We start from the raw sequence: 13,903 nt of genomic DNA, 5'->3' as shown, positions 1-13,903 counted from the left end.
CAGGGAGATAAGGAAAAATGACACTCAAGTCGAAATTCATGGCCGCCACCACCGGCGCGGCGCTTCTGGCCGGGGCATCCGCTTCGGCGCAGGAAATCACGGTCGGCTATTTCCTCGAATGGCCGATGCCGTTCCAGTACGCCAAGGCCGAAGGCATGTATGACGAGGCGATGGGCATGACCGTAAACTGGGTCAGCTTCGACACCGGCACGGCGATGAGCGCCGCGATGGCCTCGGGCGACGTGCAGCTGAGCGTGAGTCAGGGCGTGCCGCCCTTCGTGGTGGCCACCAGCGCCGGCCAGGACCTTCAGATCGTCGACGTGGCGGTGTCCTATTCGGACAACGACAACTGCGTCGTGTCGGCGGCGCTGGAAATCGACAAGGACAGCGCGGGCGAACTGGCCGGTAAGAAGGTCGCCGTGCCCCTGGGCACCGCGGCGCATTACGGGTTCCTGAAGCAGATGGACCATTTCGGCGTGTCGCTGGACAGCCTGACGGTGGTCGACATGGCCCCCGCCGAAGGGCAGGCCGCGCTGGCGCAGGGTGCCGTCGACATGGCGTGTGGCTGGGGCGGTGCGCTGCGCCGCATGAAGGAAAGCGGCAACGTCCTGCTGACCGGCGCCGAGAAGGAAGAGCTGGGCATCCTGGTGTTCGACGTGACCTCTGGCCCGGCCTCGTTCATCGCCGAGAATCCGGACGTGGTGTCGAGCTTCCTCAAGGTGACGGCCGAGGCTAACGCCATGTGGGCGGACGAGGCCAACCACGAGAAGATGCTACCGGTGATCGCCGAAGATGCGGGCATGTCCGAAGAAGACACGATGGCCACCATCGAAACCTTCGTCTTTCCGCCGGTCGACGAGCAACTGACCGAGAAGTGGCTGGGCGGCGGCGCGCAGGAATTCATGCTGGGTGTCGCGAACGTCTTTGTGGAATCTGGTTCGATCGACGCGGCCAAGGCCTCTTACGAGACGAACGTGAACACCGGCCCGCTGGAAGCGGTGCAATAAGGCGGTTCGCAAAGGACAGACCGCGGGCCGCACAGTTGGCCCGCGGCTCCCGATACCACCACAAAATCTCGAAACGAAGGGGGCAGGCATGTCGACATTGAAGATCGACAATATTTCCATGCGCTTCGATCTGCCGAATGGCGGCCATGTGCAGGCGCTCAAGGACGTCTCGCTGGAGTTGCAGAGCGGCGAGTTGATGAGCGTGCTGGGGCCGTCAGGCTGTGGCAAGACCACGCTTTTGAACATCGTGGCGGGGTTTCTGGCGCCGACCGAGGGCAAGATCACGCTGAACGATCACAAGGTGACCGGCCCCGATGCGGAACGCGGCATGGTGTTTCAGCAAGGCGCGCTGTTCGAATGGATGAGCGTGCGCGACAACGTGAGCTTCGGCCCCCGGATGGAAGGCGAGAGCAAGTCCAAGTACATGCCGACGGTCAACCACCTGCTGGATGTGGTCGGCCTGAAGGATTTCAAGGAAAAGGCGATTTACGAGCTGTCGGGCGGGATGCAGCAGCGCGTGGCGCTGGCGCGGTGCCTGGCCAACGACCCCGACGTGATCCTGATGGACGAGCCGCTGGGCGCACTGGATGCGCTGACGCGCGAAAAGATGCAGGGGCTTGTGCTGAAGCTGTGGAAGGAAACCGGCAAGACGATCATCCTGATCACCCACTCGGTGGAAGAGGCGCTGCTGTTGGGCGAGCGGCTCTTGGTGATGGCGCCGCGGCCGGGGCGCATCCACAAGGAATACCGCCTGCCCTTTGCCGACCTGGGCGTGGGCAAGGACCTGCGCGAGGTGAAGAAACATCCCGAGTTTTCTGAACGTCGCGAAGAGATTCTAGAGATGATCTGGAACATGGAAGAAGAGATCATGGGCCGCTTGGAGGAAAGCGCATGACGGGGTTCATCGTTCTCGCGCTCTACGTGGGCGCGTTTTTCATTGCCTATCTCGCGGTTTCTGCGCTCTATCGAGCATTCTTTGCACGGATCGACTATACCGCGCTGAAGACCGTGACCTTCGGGGACGAAAGCGCCGTGCGCCCCAATCGGGCGGCCAGCGTGCTGTCGGTGATCACGATCTTCCTGCTGTGGGTGGCCTTTACAAATTCGACCCTGCCATTGCCGCAGGCGTCCTCGCCGTATCTGGGCGAGGTGACGTTCACCTATACTTCGACACTGCCCGACGGGCGGGCGGACGATGCGGAGGTGACGGCGATCGTCTATCGCGAGGATATCAGTCAGACCGTTGACGCAGATGGCAATCCGGGCCGCATCCCGGCGGCGCCCGAGGTGGAGCCGGGCGAGGGGTTTGCCAAGAACGACAGTTTTGTGGTGCCGCGATACGGCTACAAGGTGATCAACGTGTTCGGCAATGATGAGCAAGGCCGCAGCGAGGACGCCGTCATCACCGCGCTCAACGGGACCGAGGTGCAGCCGGGCGAGACACTCAAGCTGCCGGAAGGTGAGCTTGGGTTGACCGACAAGGGCACGCCGACCTTCTCGCCCTCGACCGGCAACCGCATGCAGCGGCTTTACCTGCCCGCGCCCGAGGTCACGGTGGACAGGTTCTTTGAGCTGAACGAGGAAGGATATCGCAACTACACGCTTTGGCAGCATACGTGGATCTCGCTGCAGCGGGTTCTGCTGGGCTTTTTCTTCGGCGCGCTGGTGGGGATACCCCTGGGCTATGCGATGGGGCTGACCAACTGGGCCCGTGGCTGGTTCGACCCGATCGTGGAGTTCATGCGGCCGGTGCCGCCGCTTGCGCTGATCCCGCTGATGATCATCTGGTTCGGCATCGGCGAGCAGTCCAAGGTGATCCTGCTGTTCCTGGCGGCGCTCTGGATCATGGCGATTGCGGCGCGGGCCGGCGTGTCGGGCGTGGCGATTTCCAAGGTCCACGCGGCCTATTCGCTGGGCGCGAGCAAGTTGCAAGTGCTGACCAAGGTGATCATTCCCAACAGCCTGCCGGAGATTTTCACCGGTGCGCGGGTGGCCATGGGGGTCTGCTGGGGCACGGTGGTGGCCGCCGAACTGGTGGCCGCCGAGCGGGGCCTTGGCATGATGATCATGGTCGCGTCGAAGTTCCAGCTGACCGATATCGTGATCGTCGGGATCATACTGATCGGGATCATCGGCTTCCTGATCGACGTGGGCATCCGGATGCTGGAGAAATGGTTGGTGCCTTGGAAGGGGCGCGTCTGACGGCCAGGAATACCGCGAAACGCCCGGCTACCCGTGCCGGGCGTTTTTCGTGGTGGTGAGTTGATGCCGATCAAGGAAACCTGCGCTTGCAACCGGGCAGGGTGAGGCCATGGAAATCGCGGAACTTCTGATGGCGTTGGGTGTGCTGTTCCTGGCCGGGCTGGCGGCGGACCAGGCGGGCCGGTTCACGCGCCTGCCTCGGGTGACGATGCTGTTGCTTCTGGGGCTTGTTGCCGGACAGGCCGGGCTGGACCTGATCCCGGGCGACCTGATCGCATGGTTCGAGATCCTGTCGATCGTGGCGTTGACGATGGTCGCCTTCTTGCTGGGAGGGACGCTGACACGCGAGACGCTGGCGCGGCACGGGCGGGCGATCCTGATGCTGTCGGTGGCCATCGCGGGCGGGACCGCGCTGGTGGTGGCGGGCGGTCTGACGGCAATCGGAGTGGACTGGCGCCTGGCGCTGGTGCTGGGGGCGATTGCCACGGCGACCGACCCTGCGGCGATGACCGACGTGATCCGGCAGGCGGGAGTGAAGATCGGGTTCACCGAGACGTTGAAGGGGATCGTCGCCATAGACGATGTCTGGGGCCTGATCCTGTTCAGCCTGGTCCTGTCGCTGGTGTCGCAATCCAGCGGCCTGGGCGAGATGCTGGCGGGCGCGGCGCATGACATCCTGGGCGGCGTCGCGCTGGGCGTGGCGCTGGGCGTGCCGGCGGCGCTGTTGACCGGACGGCTGACGCCGGGAGAGCCGCAGCAGGCCGAGGCGATCGGGATCGTGTTCCTGACCGCGGGGCTGGCCCTGTGGCTGGAGGTGTCGTTCCTGATCGCGGGGATGACGGCCGGGGCCGTGGTGGTGAACTTTGCGCAGCACCACGAACGGGCCTTCCACGAGATCGAACACGTGCAGTGGCCGTTCATGATCCTGTTCTTCCTGTTGGCGGGGGCGACGCTGGAGGTGGAGGCCCTGAAGGCGCTGGGCTGGGCCGGGTTGCTTTACCTTGGCCTGCGAATGCTGGCCCGTGTCCTGGGCAGTTTTTCCGGCGGCTGGCTGGCCGGGGCCAGCGCGGCGGAGCGGCGGTGGTACGGCCCTGCGCTGTTGCCGCAGGCGGGTGTCGCGGTGGGCATCGCGCTGGTCGCGGGCGAGGCGCTGCCCGACTGGTCGGGCACGATCATGGCGCTGACCATCGCCAGCACGGTGGTGTTCGAGATCGTGGGCCCGCCGCTGACCCTGCTGGCGATCCGGCGGGTGGCCCGGCAGGACGGTTAAAGCGTTTCGCGATAAAACTGATGTGCAGCTTACCCGCGAGACGCAGGTGAAAAGCTTCAGGCGCGCATGTCCTTGGGTGAGCCCATCACCACGAAAGAGGTGATCGCGTTGACCTGCGGCAGGGTGCCGATGACATCGGTGTGGAACGCCTTGTAGGCGGGCAGATCGGCGACCTCGATACGCAGAAGGTATTCGACCGAGCCGGTGATGTTGTGGCACTCCACCACCTCGGGTGCCGCGGCCATGGCGCGTTCGAAGGCGACCTGGCTGTCCTTTGTGTGGGAGTTCAGGCCGACCGTGGCATAGGCGATGAAGCCGACGCCCAGCTTGGAGCGGTCGAGCACGGCGCGGAAGCCGGTGATGATGCCGCGGCGTTCGAGATCCTGCACCCGCCGCAGGCAGGCGGAGGGGGACAGGCCGACTCGTTCGGCGAGATCGAGGTTGCTGATCCGGCCGTCCCGCTGGAGTGCGTGCAATATTTTGTCGTTTATATGATCCATGGGTGCGATTAATTGCACAAAAGAGATTTTTGCGCAAAGGAACGCAATTTCACTGCGCTACTTACGCCATATGTTGCGTTCATGACGTTTCAGCTACTTATCCTTCTTGCCGGCTTTGCTTTCACAACGGTGATTACGCCGGGGCCTAACAACCTGATGCTGATGGCTTCGGGCGCGAATTTCGGCTTTCGGCGGACCGTGCCGCACATGCTGGGCATCACGTTGGGATTTCCCTGCATGATCGTACTGGTGGGGCTGGGAGTTATGCAGCTGTTCGACCTGTGGCCGCCGGCCTATACGATCTTAATGGTGCTGAGCGTTGCGTATCTGCTGTACCTGGCGTGGAAGATCGCCAATGCCGCCCCGCCGAGGGAGGCCGAGACGGAAGGCAAGCCGCTGACCTTTCTGCAATCGGCCGCTTTCCAGTGGGTCAACCCGAAGGCGTGGAGCATGGCGCTTTCGGCGATCACGCTTTACGCAACGAGCCGGGACCTTGGCGCGGTCTTGTGGGTGGCCGGGGTCTATGTGGTCGTGTCGGTCGTCAGCACCACAAGCTGGACGGTTCTGGGCCAGCAGATGCGCCGCTTTCTGAACAGCCCGAAACGGTTGCGGGTATTCAACCGGGTGATGGCGGCCTTTCTGGTTCTGACGCTGGTCTTGGTGTTGGCACAGCAGGGCGCGGGATAGTCCGGACTTGCGCCGTGCCGGGTATGCTGCGATGACGGCGGGCATGACGGTTACCTTGCTTCATACGGCCGAAGTGCACCGGTCGCGGTTCGATGATTTGCGTGACCAGATTTCACCGGACGCGGAGTTACGCCACGTGGTGCGACCGCGTTGGTTGCAGCGGGCGCAGGACGGCAGCGCAGCGGCGCTGGAGGAAGAGATCGCAGGCGTCGTTGCGCGGGCGCAGGGGCCGGTGCTGTGTACTTGCACGACGCTGGGGCCGGTGGCCGAGAGCGCAGGAGCGATGCGCGTGGACTGGCCGATGATGCGGGCGGCGGCAGGGGCGCAGGGGCCGGTGCTGATGGCTTTCTGTCTGGAGAGTACCTACGTGCCGAGCCTCGCCCTGCTGGAACGGGCGCTGGCCGAGGGCGGCACGCCGCAGAAGGTTTATCCCCTGCCGATGCCGCAATACTGGCCGCTGTTCGAGGCGGGCGAGACGGACGCCTTTGACGCCGTGATCGCCGGCGAGGTGCGGCAGGCCGTGGCCGCGCAGGGCGACGTGGCGGCGGTGGTGCTGGCGCAAGCCTCGATGGCGGGGGCGGCGGCGCGGCTGGAGGATCTGAGTGTCCCCGTCCTGAGCTCGCCGGAGTTGGCGCTGCGGGCTGTGCTGGACGTGGCGGGCGGCTAAAGCCGTTTGAACATGTAGGTCGTGGAATGCAGCGTGCGCCCGTCGGGATCGAGGGCGAAGTCGGGGATGATGCCCGCCACCTCGAAACCCACGGACGCGTAAAGCGATTGCGAGACGTCGCCGCTGCGGGTGTCGAGGGTGACGTTGGTCTTGCCCAGAGTGCGAGCGTGGTCCAGCGCGGCGGAAAGCAGCATACGCCCCAGACCGCGGCGGCGGGCGGTCGGATGCACCATCATCTTGGCGATCTCGGCCCGGTGCGGCTGGTTTTGGGGCATGGCGGTGATCAGCTGGACCGTTCCGGCAAGCGTGTCGCCAAGGTGGGCGGCGAACAGGCTGCGGGCGTTGGCCGTCACATGCGGAAAGACATTGTCGCGCCAGAAGGCGCTGGCCGTCTCGGGGGCGAGCGGGTGCAGAAAGCTGACGGCGGCGCCATCGGCCACTGTGTCGATCAGCAGGCGGGCGAGGTCATCGAGGTTTCGCTGTAGCGCGGGGCCAGTCAGCGCGGTAATCCGGGGCGCGGTCATGCGAGCGCCAGAAGGTAGCGGGCGCCGTCCGCCCCGGCGCGAAATTCCGACACGCCGTGCAGGCGGTAGCGCAGGCAGTCGCCGGGCCCGAGGCTGTGGGTCCCGCCGTCGACGGTGATGTGCAACGCCCCTTCCAGCAGCACGAAATGATGTTCGTGGCCCGGCACACTGGGGTGGTCGTAGGAAATGTGCGCGTCGGGTTCCAGCGTGGCCTCGACCAGTTCGATTTGCAGATCGGCGCTGGGAGGTGAGACGTTGCGGCGGTGAAAGCCGTGGCTGGCATCGTGGTAGACCGGCTGGGCATCGCGAGGCACCAGCGCGTGAAAGCGGCTTTCCAGCGGCGAGATCAGATGCGAGATCGGCAGGCGCAGGGCGGTCGAGAGCTTGGCGAGCGTGTCGGCCGTGGGGCTGACCTCGCCATTTTCGATCCGCGAGAGGCTGGCGCGGCTGATGGTGCTGGCGGCGGCCAGATCCGCGAGCGTGAGGTTGCGCGACTGGCGCAGATCGCGGATGTGTCTGGCCAGCGGGGGCGGTGTGGCGAGCGATGATTCCATAAATGGGAATAAATTCCACTTTCGGGATTCGCGCAAGCCGGAACTTGCGAAGTCTGTTGAACCCTCCGGCCATTTCCATATATCCCGTTGGCCAAACAGGAGCATGGGCATGACCAATTACCTCGACTTTGAGAAGTCCCTCGCGGAAATCGAAGGCAAGGCCGAAGAGCTGCGGGCGATGGCGCGGACGACCGAGGGCATGGATGTCGAGGACGAGGCCGGGGCGCTGGACCGCAAGGCGGCCACCATGCTGACCGACCTTTACAAGGACCTGACGCCGTGGCGGAAATGCCAGGTGGCGCGGCATCCGAACCGGCCCCATTGCAAGGATTACATCGAAGCCCTGTTCGAGGAATACACGCCGCTGGCCGGTGACCGGAATTTCGCCGACGACCAAGCGGTGATGGGCGGTCTGGCCCGGTTCCGCGACACCCCGGTGGTGGTGATCGGCCACGAGAAAGGCAACGACACCAAGTCCCGGATCGAGCGGAATTTCGGCATGGCGCGGCCCGAGGGCTATCGCAAGGCGATACGGCTGATGGACATGGCGGACCGTTTCGATCTGCCGGTCATCACGCTGGTCGACACGCCCGGCGCCTATCCCGGCAAGGGGGCAGAGGAGCGCGGGCAGAGCGAGGCGATTGCGCGCGCGACCGAGATGTGCCTGAAGGCCGGTGTGCCGCTGGTCAGCGTGATCATCGGCGAAGGCGGATCGGGGGGGGCGGTCGCCTTTGCCTCGGCCAACCGGGTGGCGATGCTGGAGCATTCCGTCTACTCGGTCATCAGCCCCGAGGGCTGCGCCAGCATCCTGTGGAAGGATTCCGAGAAGATGCGCGAGGCGGCCGAAGCGCTGCGCCTGACCGCGCAGGACCTGATCAAGCTGGGTGTGATCGACCGCGTGATTGACGAGCCCAAGGGCGGGGCGCATCGCGATCCGACGGGGGCGATGGCCTCGGTCGGGGATGCGATCGGGTCTATGCTCGGCGGGCTGAAGGACCTGTCGCGCGAAGAACTGGTCCGCGACCGGCGCGAGAAGTTCCTGAAGATGGGGGCGAAGGGGCTGGCCGCCTAAAGGGTGACGCCCAGCCGTATGAGAGCCCAGGCCGCGCCCGCGATATGGGCCAGCGTGATCATCACCGACGCAAGGTGCAGCAACTTGAACCGCTTTGAGTGCCCGGCATCGGTCGCGGCGTTGATCCGCGGCATCAAGGACTGGCGCGCATAGAGCGTGGTGAGCGCTATGACCACGAGAATTGCCATGGACAGCAGGTCGGCGAAGGCCGCGCAGAGGGCGGCAAGGCCGGACGTGCCCAGCACGAACAGGTAGAAATGCGGAAAGGCGCGGCGGATCAGCGGGCGCGCCGTTTCTTCCGGCAGGACGCGCAGGATGAAGGCGGCAAAGCCGAACGAATAGAGCGTCATGCCGCCGAACAGCAGGGCGGTCAGAAGCAGGGCGAGGATCGTCATGTGACCTTCTCCGGTTTTCGTGCGGTGCCGATATAGATCACCTGTCTGAACGGCAGCACGCCGAAAGTGAAGTCCAGCTTTCGGTTCAGGCCGGTGGGGCCGAGACCGGCCATCTTGCCGGGGGTCAGCCCGGCCTGTCGCAGCCCGTCCTCCAGCTCGCCGGGCTTGATGAACATCGCGGGATCGTGGGTGCCCTTGGGCAAGAGGCCAAGCAGGTCCTCGGCCACGGTGATGGTGGCCAGCCGGGCGACGACATTGCGGTTGATCGTGTCGTAGAGGAACAGGCCGCCGGGTTTCAGGACGCGGGCGACCCCTTGCAGAACCTGCTCCAGGTCCGAAACATGCTCCAGCACGTCGACGCAGACGACGGCATCGAAGGCCTCATCGTCATAGGGCAGCGCCTCGCCCATGCCGGTGTCGTAGCGGATGTCGAGGCCCGATTGCGCGGCATGGGACCGGGCCGCGGCGATGGCCTCTTTCGCGGGGTCGATGCCGGTGACCTGCGCGCCGCGCTGCGCCATTGCCTCGGCCATGAAACCGCCCGCGCAACCAAGGTCGAGCACGCGTTTACCCGCCCAGTCGAAATGCCGGTCAAAGAATTTCAGGCGGGCGGGCACGAGGTTCTTGAGCGTGCGCACCCAGCGCAACTCGTCCGACCACCACGCTGTGGCGGCGGCGTCGTAAATCTCTTGCTTGTTGCGGGTGTTCGCAGTCATGGGCCGGAGATAGGCCGGCGGGCGCGGGCATCCAGAGGCGTCGTCAGGCCAGCAGCATCTTCAGCCCTTGGGTCACGTCCGAGCGCACGGCAAGGCGCAGGCCCGGCTCGTCCCCGGCCTTGAGCGCCGAGATGATGAGGCGGTGATAGCGCGGCGGCTCTTTTTGCTGCAGCTTGCCGTACAGCGCGCGCATGGTGGGGCCCAGTTGCAGCCAGACGGTCTCGGCCATGGCCAGCATCGCGGGGGCCTGGGCGCGCAGGTAGAGCGTGCGGTGGAATTCGAGGTTCGAGCGGATGTAGCCGACCGCGTCCTGGTGGGCGATGTGATCGGTGATCCGAGCGTTGATGGATTGCAGTCGGTCGATCAGGGCCATGTGTGCGCGGGGCAGGGCGCGGCTGGCCAGTTCGACCTCGATCAGGGCGCGCAGGGCGGCCAACTCCTCGATCCGTTCATTGCCAAGCTCGGGCGCGGCAAGGCGGCCCGAGCTGCTGACCGTCAGGGCGCCCTCGGCGGAGAGACGGCGCACGGCCTCGCGGGCGGGGGTCATCGAAACGTTGTACTCGGCACCGACGCCGCGCAGGGTCAGGGCCTGTCCGGGGCGCAGCTCGCCATGCATGATGCGGCTGCGAAGACCGCGATAAACGCGATCATGGGCCGACCCGGTCGGGGCGGTGCCGGGGGCCGGGACAAGCCCGGCTTCGGAACGCGGCGGAAAGTTCATGGCGCATTTGTGATCACGGATTGGTCCGCGGTCAATCCCGTCGCATCACTCGAAGCGGTAGCGATGCAGTTCCGCGCCGTTTTCCCGCAGCCAGCGGCGGGGGGCCTCATAGCCGGGGCAAAGCCGTGCGACGATCTCCCAGAAGGCGCGCGAATGGTTCATCTCGACAAGATGCGCGACCTCGTGGGCGGCGACGTAATCGAGCACCTCGCGCGGGGCGAGGATCAGTCGCCAGGAATACATGAGCCCGGCATCATGGGTGCAGGACCCCCAGCGCGAACGGGTGTCGCGCAGGGTGAGGCGGGCGTATGAGCGGCCGATCGCCCTTGCGTGATGATCCGAAGCGGCGGCAAGCTGGTCGCGGGCGCGGGCTTTGAGCCAGGCCTGGATGCGGCGTGGCGCGGTCTCGGGCGGGGCGGGCACCATCAGCGTGTCGTCGCTCAGTTGGATGCGGCGGCCCGAGCCGGGGGTGATATGGCGCAGGCGGCCCTCTACGGGCAGGCCCGAGCCGATTCGCACCTCGGTCATGTCCGGCTGGCGCGAGAGTTGCGCGCGCAGCCACGCGGCCTTTTCGTTGGCGAAGTCCAACGCGGTGCGCTCGGCCACGCCGGGGGGCATGGTCAGCGTCACGCGCCCGTCAACGCCCGACACCCTAAGCGAAATCCGCCGCGCCCGCGCCGAGCGGCGCAGGGTCACATCGACCGGGGGGTTGCCGGGCAGAACATAATGCCCCATATGCCGCTCACCTCTTGCAGCGCCGCGCCGCACTTTATGCCTTTGACACCTGATACGTCTTATGGCAGGGGACGTCGAATGCCTGCAAGTCCACAGACACCGAAGGGGATAAGGATGCCCAAGGAAGAATGGGGTGTGAAGCGCGTATGCCCGACGACGGGCAAACGGTTTTACGACCTGAACAAAGATCCGATCGTCAGCCCGTACACGGGCGAGGTCGTCGAGATGCATTCCGGCAAGAGCCGGTCGATCACCGCGGATGCGGAAGACGCCGAGACCAAGAAGATGAAGGGTAACGAGGTCGACGACGAGGTCATCGAGGATGATGACGACGATGTCGATGTCGACCTGGGCGATGATGTTCTGGAAGACGACGACGATGACGACAACGTCTCGCTGGACGAGATCGCGGACGTTGCTTCGGACGACGACGAAAGCTGAACCAAGTTGCGAGAGGGCGGGATTTTCCACTTGATCCCGCCTGCCGCTTTACCTAGAAGGCGGCAAATGACGGTCCGGCGACGGACCATCGGTTCGGGGCCTTAGCTCAGCTGGGAGAGCGCCTGCATGGCATGCAGGAGGTCAGCGGTTCGATCCCGCTAGGCTCCACCAAAATCCTTCTGAACAGCACCAAATAGGTCGCCCTGTCAGAAGCGTTGCCTCTGACAGGGCGACCTACGCCGAAGCGGTCATTCCCTGCGATGGTCGTGAGCGTCGGCAGTGCGGACCTTTCCGCAGTTCACAACGGAGGCGAGCGTCAGCCCCTGGGGTGGCGATCCGACGGCAATTCTGAAGCACTTTATGCCTGCCAAATACATCCTCGGAAGGGTCGTTGCGCCCGGCCTCAGACAAATCGCCAGCCCGAGGGAGGGGCTGACGATGGCCGGGCCGCTTCGCGGCTGTCAACCGGCCGGGAGCTCGATACCAGTGTCTAGCAACGGACTCGGACCGGACATATAAGACGTTTGATCTACAGCCCCGGCGCGGAAACGGGCCGCAGGCCCCGCGCCATCGCCGGGCCGCCCCCACGGCCCGGCGATTGGGTGAAGCTTGGTGCATCACTCGATCCTGTTTCGGATTTGTCCTGGATAAAGTGCTGCCGAACCACCGTCGGATCACCGCGCCGCGGCCCGTCGATGGCGCTCGGAGATATAGATCATACGTGTCCGCAAAGGACTTATTCTGTTGAAACACTCTCGCTTGATCGGTGGGCATCACGCTGATTCAATCCCGCCAATGGGTGGGAGGAACGGCGCTGATGGGACCGAGGCAGGAGGCGCAGCCGGCACTGTTCCACGATTTCTCCTTGGAGGATCACGTCCTGGTTGACCGCAAGATCGCCCCGCACATTCCGGTCTTCGACAAGTCCGGGCGCAACGAGGGAACATGGACCCGCGCCGACTTCGAGTGGGATGCCGAGAACAATCAATACATCTGCCCGGAAGGCCATGAACTGAAGCAGTTCCGCCGAAACTATTCCGACCCGAGCCGGAGGCCGACAGGCAAGGGCATCGCCAAATACCGTGGCCTGAAGCTCACCTGCCAGGCTTGCCCCTCGAAGCCTCGCTGCTGCCCTAACATGGACTTCCGATCCATCACCCGTGAGGAACACGAAGACGCCCGCCAAGTCGCCCGGGATATCGCGAAGACCAAGCAATATGAGATCTCGATGAAGCTGAGGAAGAAGGTCGAGATGCTCTTCGCGCACCTGAAGCGCATCCTCGGACCGGGACGGCTCCGATTACGCGGCCCATGTGGCGCAAACGACGAATTCCTCCTCGCCGCCACCGCCCAGAACCTCAGGAAACTGGCCAACGTCCTTCCCGCACCGCAGCAAACGCGAAAAGCCTGATCAGAAAGGCACTCGCGCGCTCTTCAGGGCGTGACTTTCTGCGCAAGAAACACGCTGTTTTTCCACAGAATCGGCGGAGAGCCGACAGTCGCTGCACGATGTCTGAACGGCAGCTTCAAGCGCTGAGGAATGCCACGTGGCCCGTGAGAGGCATACCTTTCTAACGAGAGAGGCAACTTCGGCGCGGAGCCGACCTTCCGCATTCCTGTTTTCGAACGATACTGCCCCGCCCGAGAGGCAGGACCTCGTGACCCGGCCACCTTCCTGAAACGTACTGTCTGGAGTATCGCCCGTAAGCGCTGGAACAACTGCGGTCTTCCGCAAGTTGATCGGGTGATAGTGCCGCGCCGCGACGAGTGTGGCGACGAAAGGAATGGTGCGATGCCTCAAGGGTCCGAGCCGGATGGTGACAGGGTAGCGGCAACGTCGCCTGCGCAATCGCGTCACACGCCCGGCGAGATGCATGCGGATCGTGAGCGACGCCTCGCCAGGCTGGAGCGGATGGCGAACCTGCTGGACACGAAATTCCGGCTGCCGCTCGTCGGTATCCCGCTGGGGTGGGATTCGATCCTGGGGCTTGTGCCCGGCATCGGTGATCTGGTGACTGTCGGGCCGGGGGCCTGGACGATCATCGAAGGTCATCGTCTTGGTGCTCGCAAGCGCGCTCTGGCTCGGATGACGCTCAATACCGGCATTGACGCCGTACTGGGCGGCATTCCCCTGATTGGCGACGCATTCGACGTTTTCTTCAAATCTCACCGCCGGAACGTCGCCTTGTTGCGGCGCGACCTGGCCGAGCGCGATCTGGTTCATCACGGCGAATCGAAGAACGCAGTCCACGCTTGACGGCATTTTGACCGGGTGGGGGCGACGGCTCTGCGGGTTCGGGCTGTTCGCCTGGATGCGCGGACTGGAGAGAACGATGCGGGGGTGACTCGAGCGCCATCCGGCTGCATAAATTGGGACGGGTGCAAGATTACGGCAAAGGTGCGGTGCTGCGG

16 protein-coding genes, 1 tRNA gene and 1 pseudogene are annotated in these 13,903 nt (G+C 64.7%); 11 read left to right on the top strand and 7 right to left on the bottom strand.

The window, feature by feature from the left end; genetic code table 11:
* Positions 1-17: 17 nt before the first annotated feature.
* The 4 genes from FIU85_RS10370 to FIU85_RS10355 all read left to right on the top strand — a co-directional run bounded on the left by FIU85_RS10370 (position 18) and on the right by FIU85_RS10355 (position 4,479).
* Positions 18-1,007, top strand: coding sequence for an ABC transporter substrate-binding protein (locus tag FIU85_RS10370; RefSeq protein ID WP_152496835.1), 990 nt, complete (start codon positions 18-20; stop codon positions 1,005-1,007).
* Between the two features lie 88 nt (positions 1,008-1,095).
* On the top strand, positions 1,096-1,902 hold the full coding sequence (locus tag FIU85_RS10365) for a taurine ABC transporter ATP-binding protein (RefSeq protein ID WP_152496834.1): 807 nt from the start codon (positions 1,096-1,098) through the stop codon (positions 1,900-1,902).
* Positions 1,899-3,209, top strand: coding sequence for an ABC transporter permease (locus tag FIU85_RS10360; RefSeq protein ID WP_152496833.1), 1,311 nt, complete (start codon positions 1,899-1,901; stop codon positions 3,207-3,209). Before FIU85_RS10365 ends, FIU85_RS10360 begins: the two co-directional genes overlap by 4 nt.
* Positions 3,210-3,318: 109 nt before the next feature.
* Entirely contained in the window at positions 3,319-4,479 is a 1,161-nt protein-coding gene (locus tag FIU85_RS10355) for a cation:proton antiporter (protein WP_152496832.1), read from the top strand.
* A gap of 56 nt (positions 4,480-4,535) precedes the next feature.
* Here the strand turns inward: FIU85_RS10355 and FIU85_RS10350 are convergent, their stop codons facing one another.
* A complete protein-coding gene (locus tag FIU85_RS10350; RefSeq protein WP_172977980.1) occupies positions 4,536-4,979 on the bottom strand; it encodes an Lrp/AsnC family transcriptional regulator in 444 nt (147 codons plus the stop codon).
* Between the two features lie 81 nt (positions 4,980-5,060).
* On the opposite strand from FIU85_RS10350, the gene FIU85_RS10345 reads away from it, so the two are divergent.
* Positions 5,061-5,666, top strand: a complete 606-nt coding sequence (locus FIU85_RS10345) for a LysE family translocator (protein WP_152496831.1) — start codon at positions 5,061-5,063, stop codon at positions 5,664-5,666.
* A 43-nt stretch (positions 5,667-5,709) separates the two neighbouring features.
* Positions 5,710-6,333: a hypothetical protein gene (locus FIU85_RS10340; protein WP_152496830.1), complete on the top strand. Its 624-nt coding sequence runs from the start codon at positions 5,710-5,712 to the stop codon at positions 6,331-6,333.
* Here FIU85_RS10340 and FIU85_RS10335 read toward each other — a convergent pair.
* Together FIU85_RS10335 and FIU85_RS10330 are read right to left on the bottom strand one after the other, a co-directional pair.
* Positions 6,330-6,857 (bottom strand): N-acetyltransferase, encoded by a 528-nt coding sequence (locus FIU85_RS10335; RefSeq protein ID WP_152496829.1) that lies wholly within the window; start codon positions 6,855-6,857, stop codon positions 6,330-6,332. The two genes, FIU85_RS10340 and FIU85_RS10335, sit on opposite strands and share 4 nt — an antisense overlap.
* Entirely contained in the window at positions 6,854-7,411 is a 558-nt protein-coding gene (locus FIU85_RS10330; protein ID WP_152496828.1) for a helix-turn-helix domain-containing protein, read from the bottom strand. The genes FIU85_RS10335 and FIU85_RS10330 overlap by 4 nt, the downstream gene beginning before the upstream one ends.
* A 109-nt stretch (positions 7,412-7,520) precedes the next feature.
* Between FIU85_RS10330 and FIU85_RS10325 the strand changes: the two genes are divergently transcribed.
* The gene (locus tag FIU85_RS10325; RefSeq protein WP_152490835.1) at positions 7,521-8,483 is read left to right on the top strand and encodes an acetyl-CoA carboxylase carboxyltransferase subunit alpha; all 963 of its coding nucleotides are present in this window, start codon (positions 7,521-7,523) and stop codon (positions 8,481-8,483) included.
* On the opposite strand, the gene FIU85_RS10320 is transcribed toward FIU85_RS10325, so the two are convergent.
* The 4 genes from FIU85_RS10320 to FIU85_RS10305 are packed head-to-tail and all read right to left on the bottom strand — an operon-like array spanning position 8,480 to position 11,050.
* A complete protein-coding gene (locus FIU85_RS10320; RefSeq protein ID WP_152496827.1) occupies positions 8,480-8,878 on the bottom strand; it encodes a DUF4149 domain-containing protein in 399 nt (132 codons plus the stop codon). The two genes, FIU85_RS10325 and FIU85_RS10320, sit on opposite strands and share 4 nt — an antisense overlap.
* A complete protein-coding gene (gene ubiG / locus FIU85_RS10315; protein WP_152496826.1) occupies positions 8,875-9,594 on the bottom strand; it encodes a bifunctional 2-polyprenyl-6-hydroxyphenol methylase/3-demethylubiquinol 3-O-methyltransferase UbiG in 720 nt (239 codons plus the stop codon). The genes FIU85_RS10320 and ubiG overlap by 4 nt, the downstream gene beginning before the upstream one ends.
* Before the next feature lie 43 nt (positions 9,595-9,637).
* A complete protein-coding gene (locus tag FIU85_RS10310) occupies positions 9,638-10,315 on the bottom strand; it encodes a GntR family transcriptional regulator (RefSeq protein WP_057791516.1) in 678 nt (225 codons plus the stop codon).
* 45 nt (positions 10,316-10,360) lie between these two features.
* Positions 10,361-11,050 (bottom strand): M48 family metallopeptidase, encoded by a 690-nt coding sequence (locus FIU85_RS10305; RefSeq protein WP_152496825.1) that lies wholly within the window; start codon positions 11,048-11,050, stop codon positions 10,361-10,363.
* Between the two features lie 114 nt (positions 11,051-11,164).
* Between FIU85_RS10305 and FIU85_RS10300 the strand changes: the two genes are divergently transcribed.
* The 4 genes and pseudogenes from FIU85_RS10300 to FIU85_RS10285 all read left to right on the top strand — a co-directional run bounded on the left by FIU85_RS10300 (position 11,165) and on the right by FIU85_RS10285 (position 13,748).
* Positions 11,165-11,491, top strand: coding sequence for a TIGR02300 family protein (locus FIU85_RS10300; RefSeq protein WP_152490839.1), 327 nt, complete (start codon positions 11,165-11,167; stop codon positions 11,489-11,491).
* A gap of 95 nt (positions 11,492-11,586) precedes the next feature.
* Positions 11,587-11,662 (top strand) — tRNA-Ala (locus tag FIU85_RS10295).
* A 709-nt stretch (positions 11,663-12,371) separates the two neighbouring features.
* Positions 12,372-12,902: pseudogene (locus FIU85_RS10290) on the top strand (transposase); the annotation flags it as partial.
* A 501-nt stretch (positions 12,903-13,403) separates the two neighbouring features.
* Positions 13,404-13,748, top strand: coding sequence for a DUF4112 domain-containing protein (locus FIU85_RS10285; RefSeq protein ID WP_254702879.1), 345 nt, complete (start codon positions 13,404-13,406; stop codon positions 13,746-13,748).
* The last annotated feature ends 155 nt before the right edge of the window (positions 13,749-13,903 follow it).

The organism is Roseovarius sp. THAF8, assembly GCF_009363735.1.
Taxonomy (GTDB): Bacteria; Pseudomonadota; Alphaproteobacteria; order Rhodobacterales; family Rhodobacteraceae; genus Roseovarius.
This window is presented reverse-complemented; position numbering and strand designations above follow the sequence as displayed.

Excerpts from the sequence above, each read along its gene's own strand:
- ubiG (WP_152496826.1), bottom strand. The coding sequence starts at position 9,594 with ATGACTGCGAACACCCGCAACAAGCAAGAGATTTACGACGCCGCCGCC.
- FIU85_RS10350 (WP_172977980.1), bottom strand. The coding sequence starts at position 4,979 with ATGGATCATATAAACGACAAAATATTGCACGCACTCCAGCGGGACGGC.
- FIU85_RS10325 (WP_152490835.1), top strand. The coding sequence starts at position 7,521 with ATGACCAATTACCTCGACTTTGAGAAGTCCCTCGCGGAAATCGAAGGC.
- FIU85_RS10320 (WP_152496827.1), bottom strand. The coding sequence starts at position 8,878 with ATGACGATCCTCGCCCTGCTTCTGACCGCCCTGCTGTTCGGCGGCATG.
- FIU85_RS10360 (WP_152496833.1), top strand. The coding sequence starts at position 1,899 with ATGACGGGGTTCATCGTTCTCGCGCTCTACGTGGGCGCGTTTTTCATT.
- FIU85_RS10330 (WP_152496828.1), bottom strand. The coding sequence starts at position 7,411 with ATGGAATCATCGCTCGCCACACCGCCCCCGCTGGCCAGACACATCCGC.
- FIU85_RS10305 (WP_152496825.1), bottom strand. The coding sequence starts at position 11,050 with ATGGGGCATTATGTTCTGCCCGGCAACCCCCCGGTCGATGTGACCCTG.
- FIU85_RS10300 (WP_152490839.1), top strand. The coding sequence starts at position 11,165 with ATGCCCAAGGAAGAATGGGGTGTGAAGCGCGTATGCCCGACGACGGGC.
- FIU85_RS10355 (WP_152496832.1), top strand. The coding sequence starts at position 3,319 with ATGGAAATCGCGGAACTTCTGATGGCGTTGGGTGTGCTGTTCCTGGCC.
- FIU85_RS10335 (WP_152496829.1), bottom strand. The coding sequence starts at position 6,857 with ATGACCGCGCCCCGGATTACCGCGCTGACTGGCCCCGCGCTACAGCGA.
- FIU85_RS10285 (WP_254702879.1), top strand. The coding sequence starts at position 13,404 with ATGGCGAACCTGCTGGACACGAAATTCCGGCTGCCGCTCGTCGGTATC.
- FIU85_RS10345 (WP_152496831.1), top strand. The coding sequence starts at position 5,061 with ATGACGTTTCAGCTACTTATCCTTCTTGCCGGCTTTGCTTTCACAACG.
- FIU85_RS10340 (WP_152496830.1), top strand. The coding sequence starts at position 5,710 with ATGACGGTTACCTTGCTTCATACGGCCGAAGTGCACCGGTCGCGGTTC.
- FIU85_RS10370 (WP_152496835.1), top strand. The coding sequence starts at position 18 with ATGACACTCAAGTCGAAATTCATGGCCGCCACCACCGGCGCGGCGCTT.
- FIU85_RS10365 (WP_152496834.1), top strand. The coding sequence starts at position 1,096 with ATGTCGACATTGAAGATCGACAATATTTCCATGCGCTTCGATCTGCCG.
- FIU85_RS10310 (WP_057791516.1), bottom strand. The coding sequence starts at position 10,315 with ATGAACTTTCCGCCGCGTTCCGAAGCCGGGCTTGTCCCGGCCCCCGGC.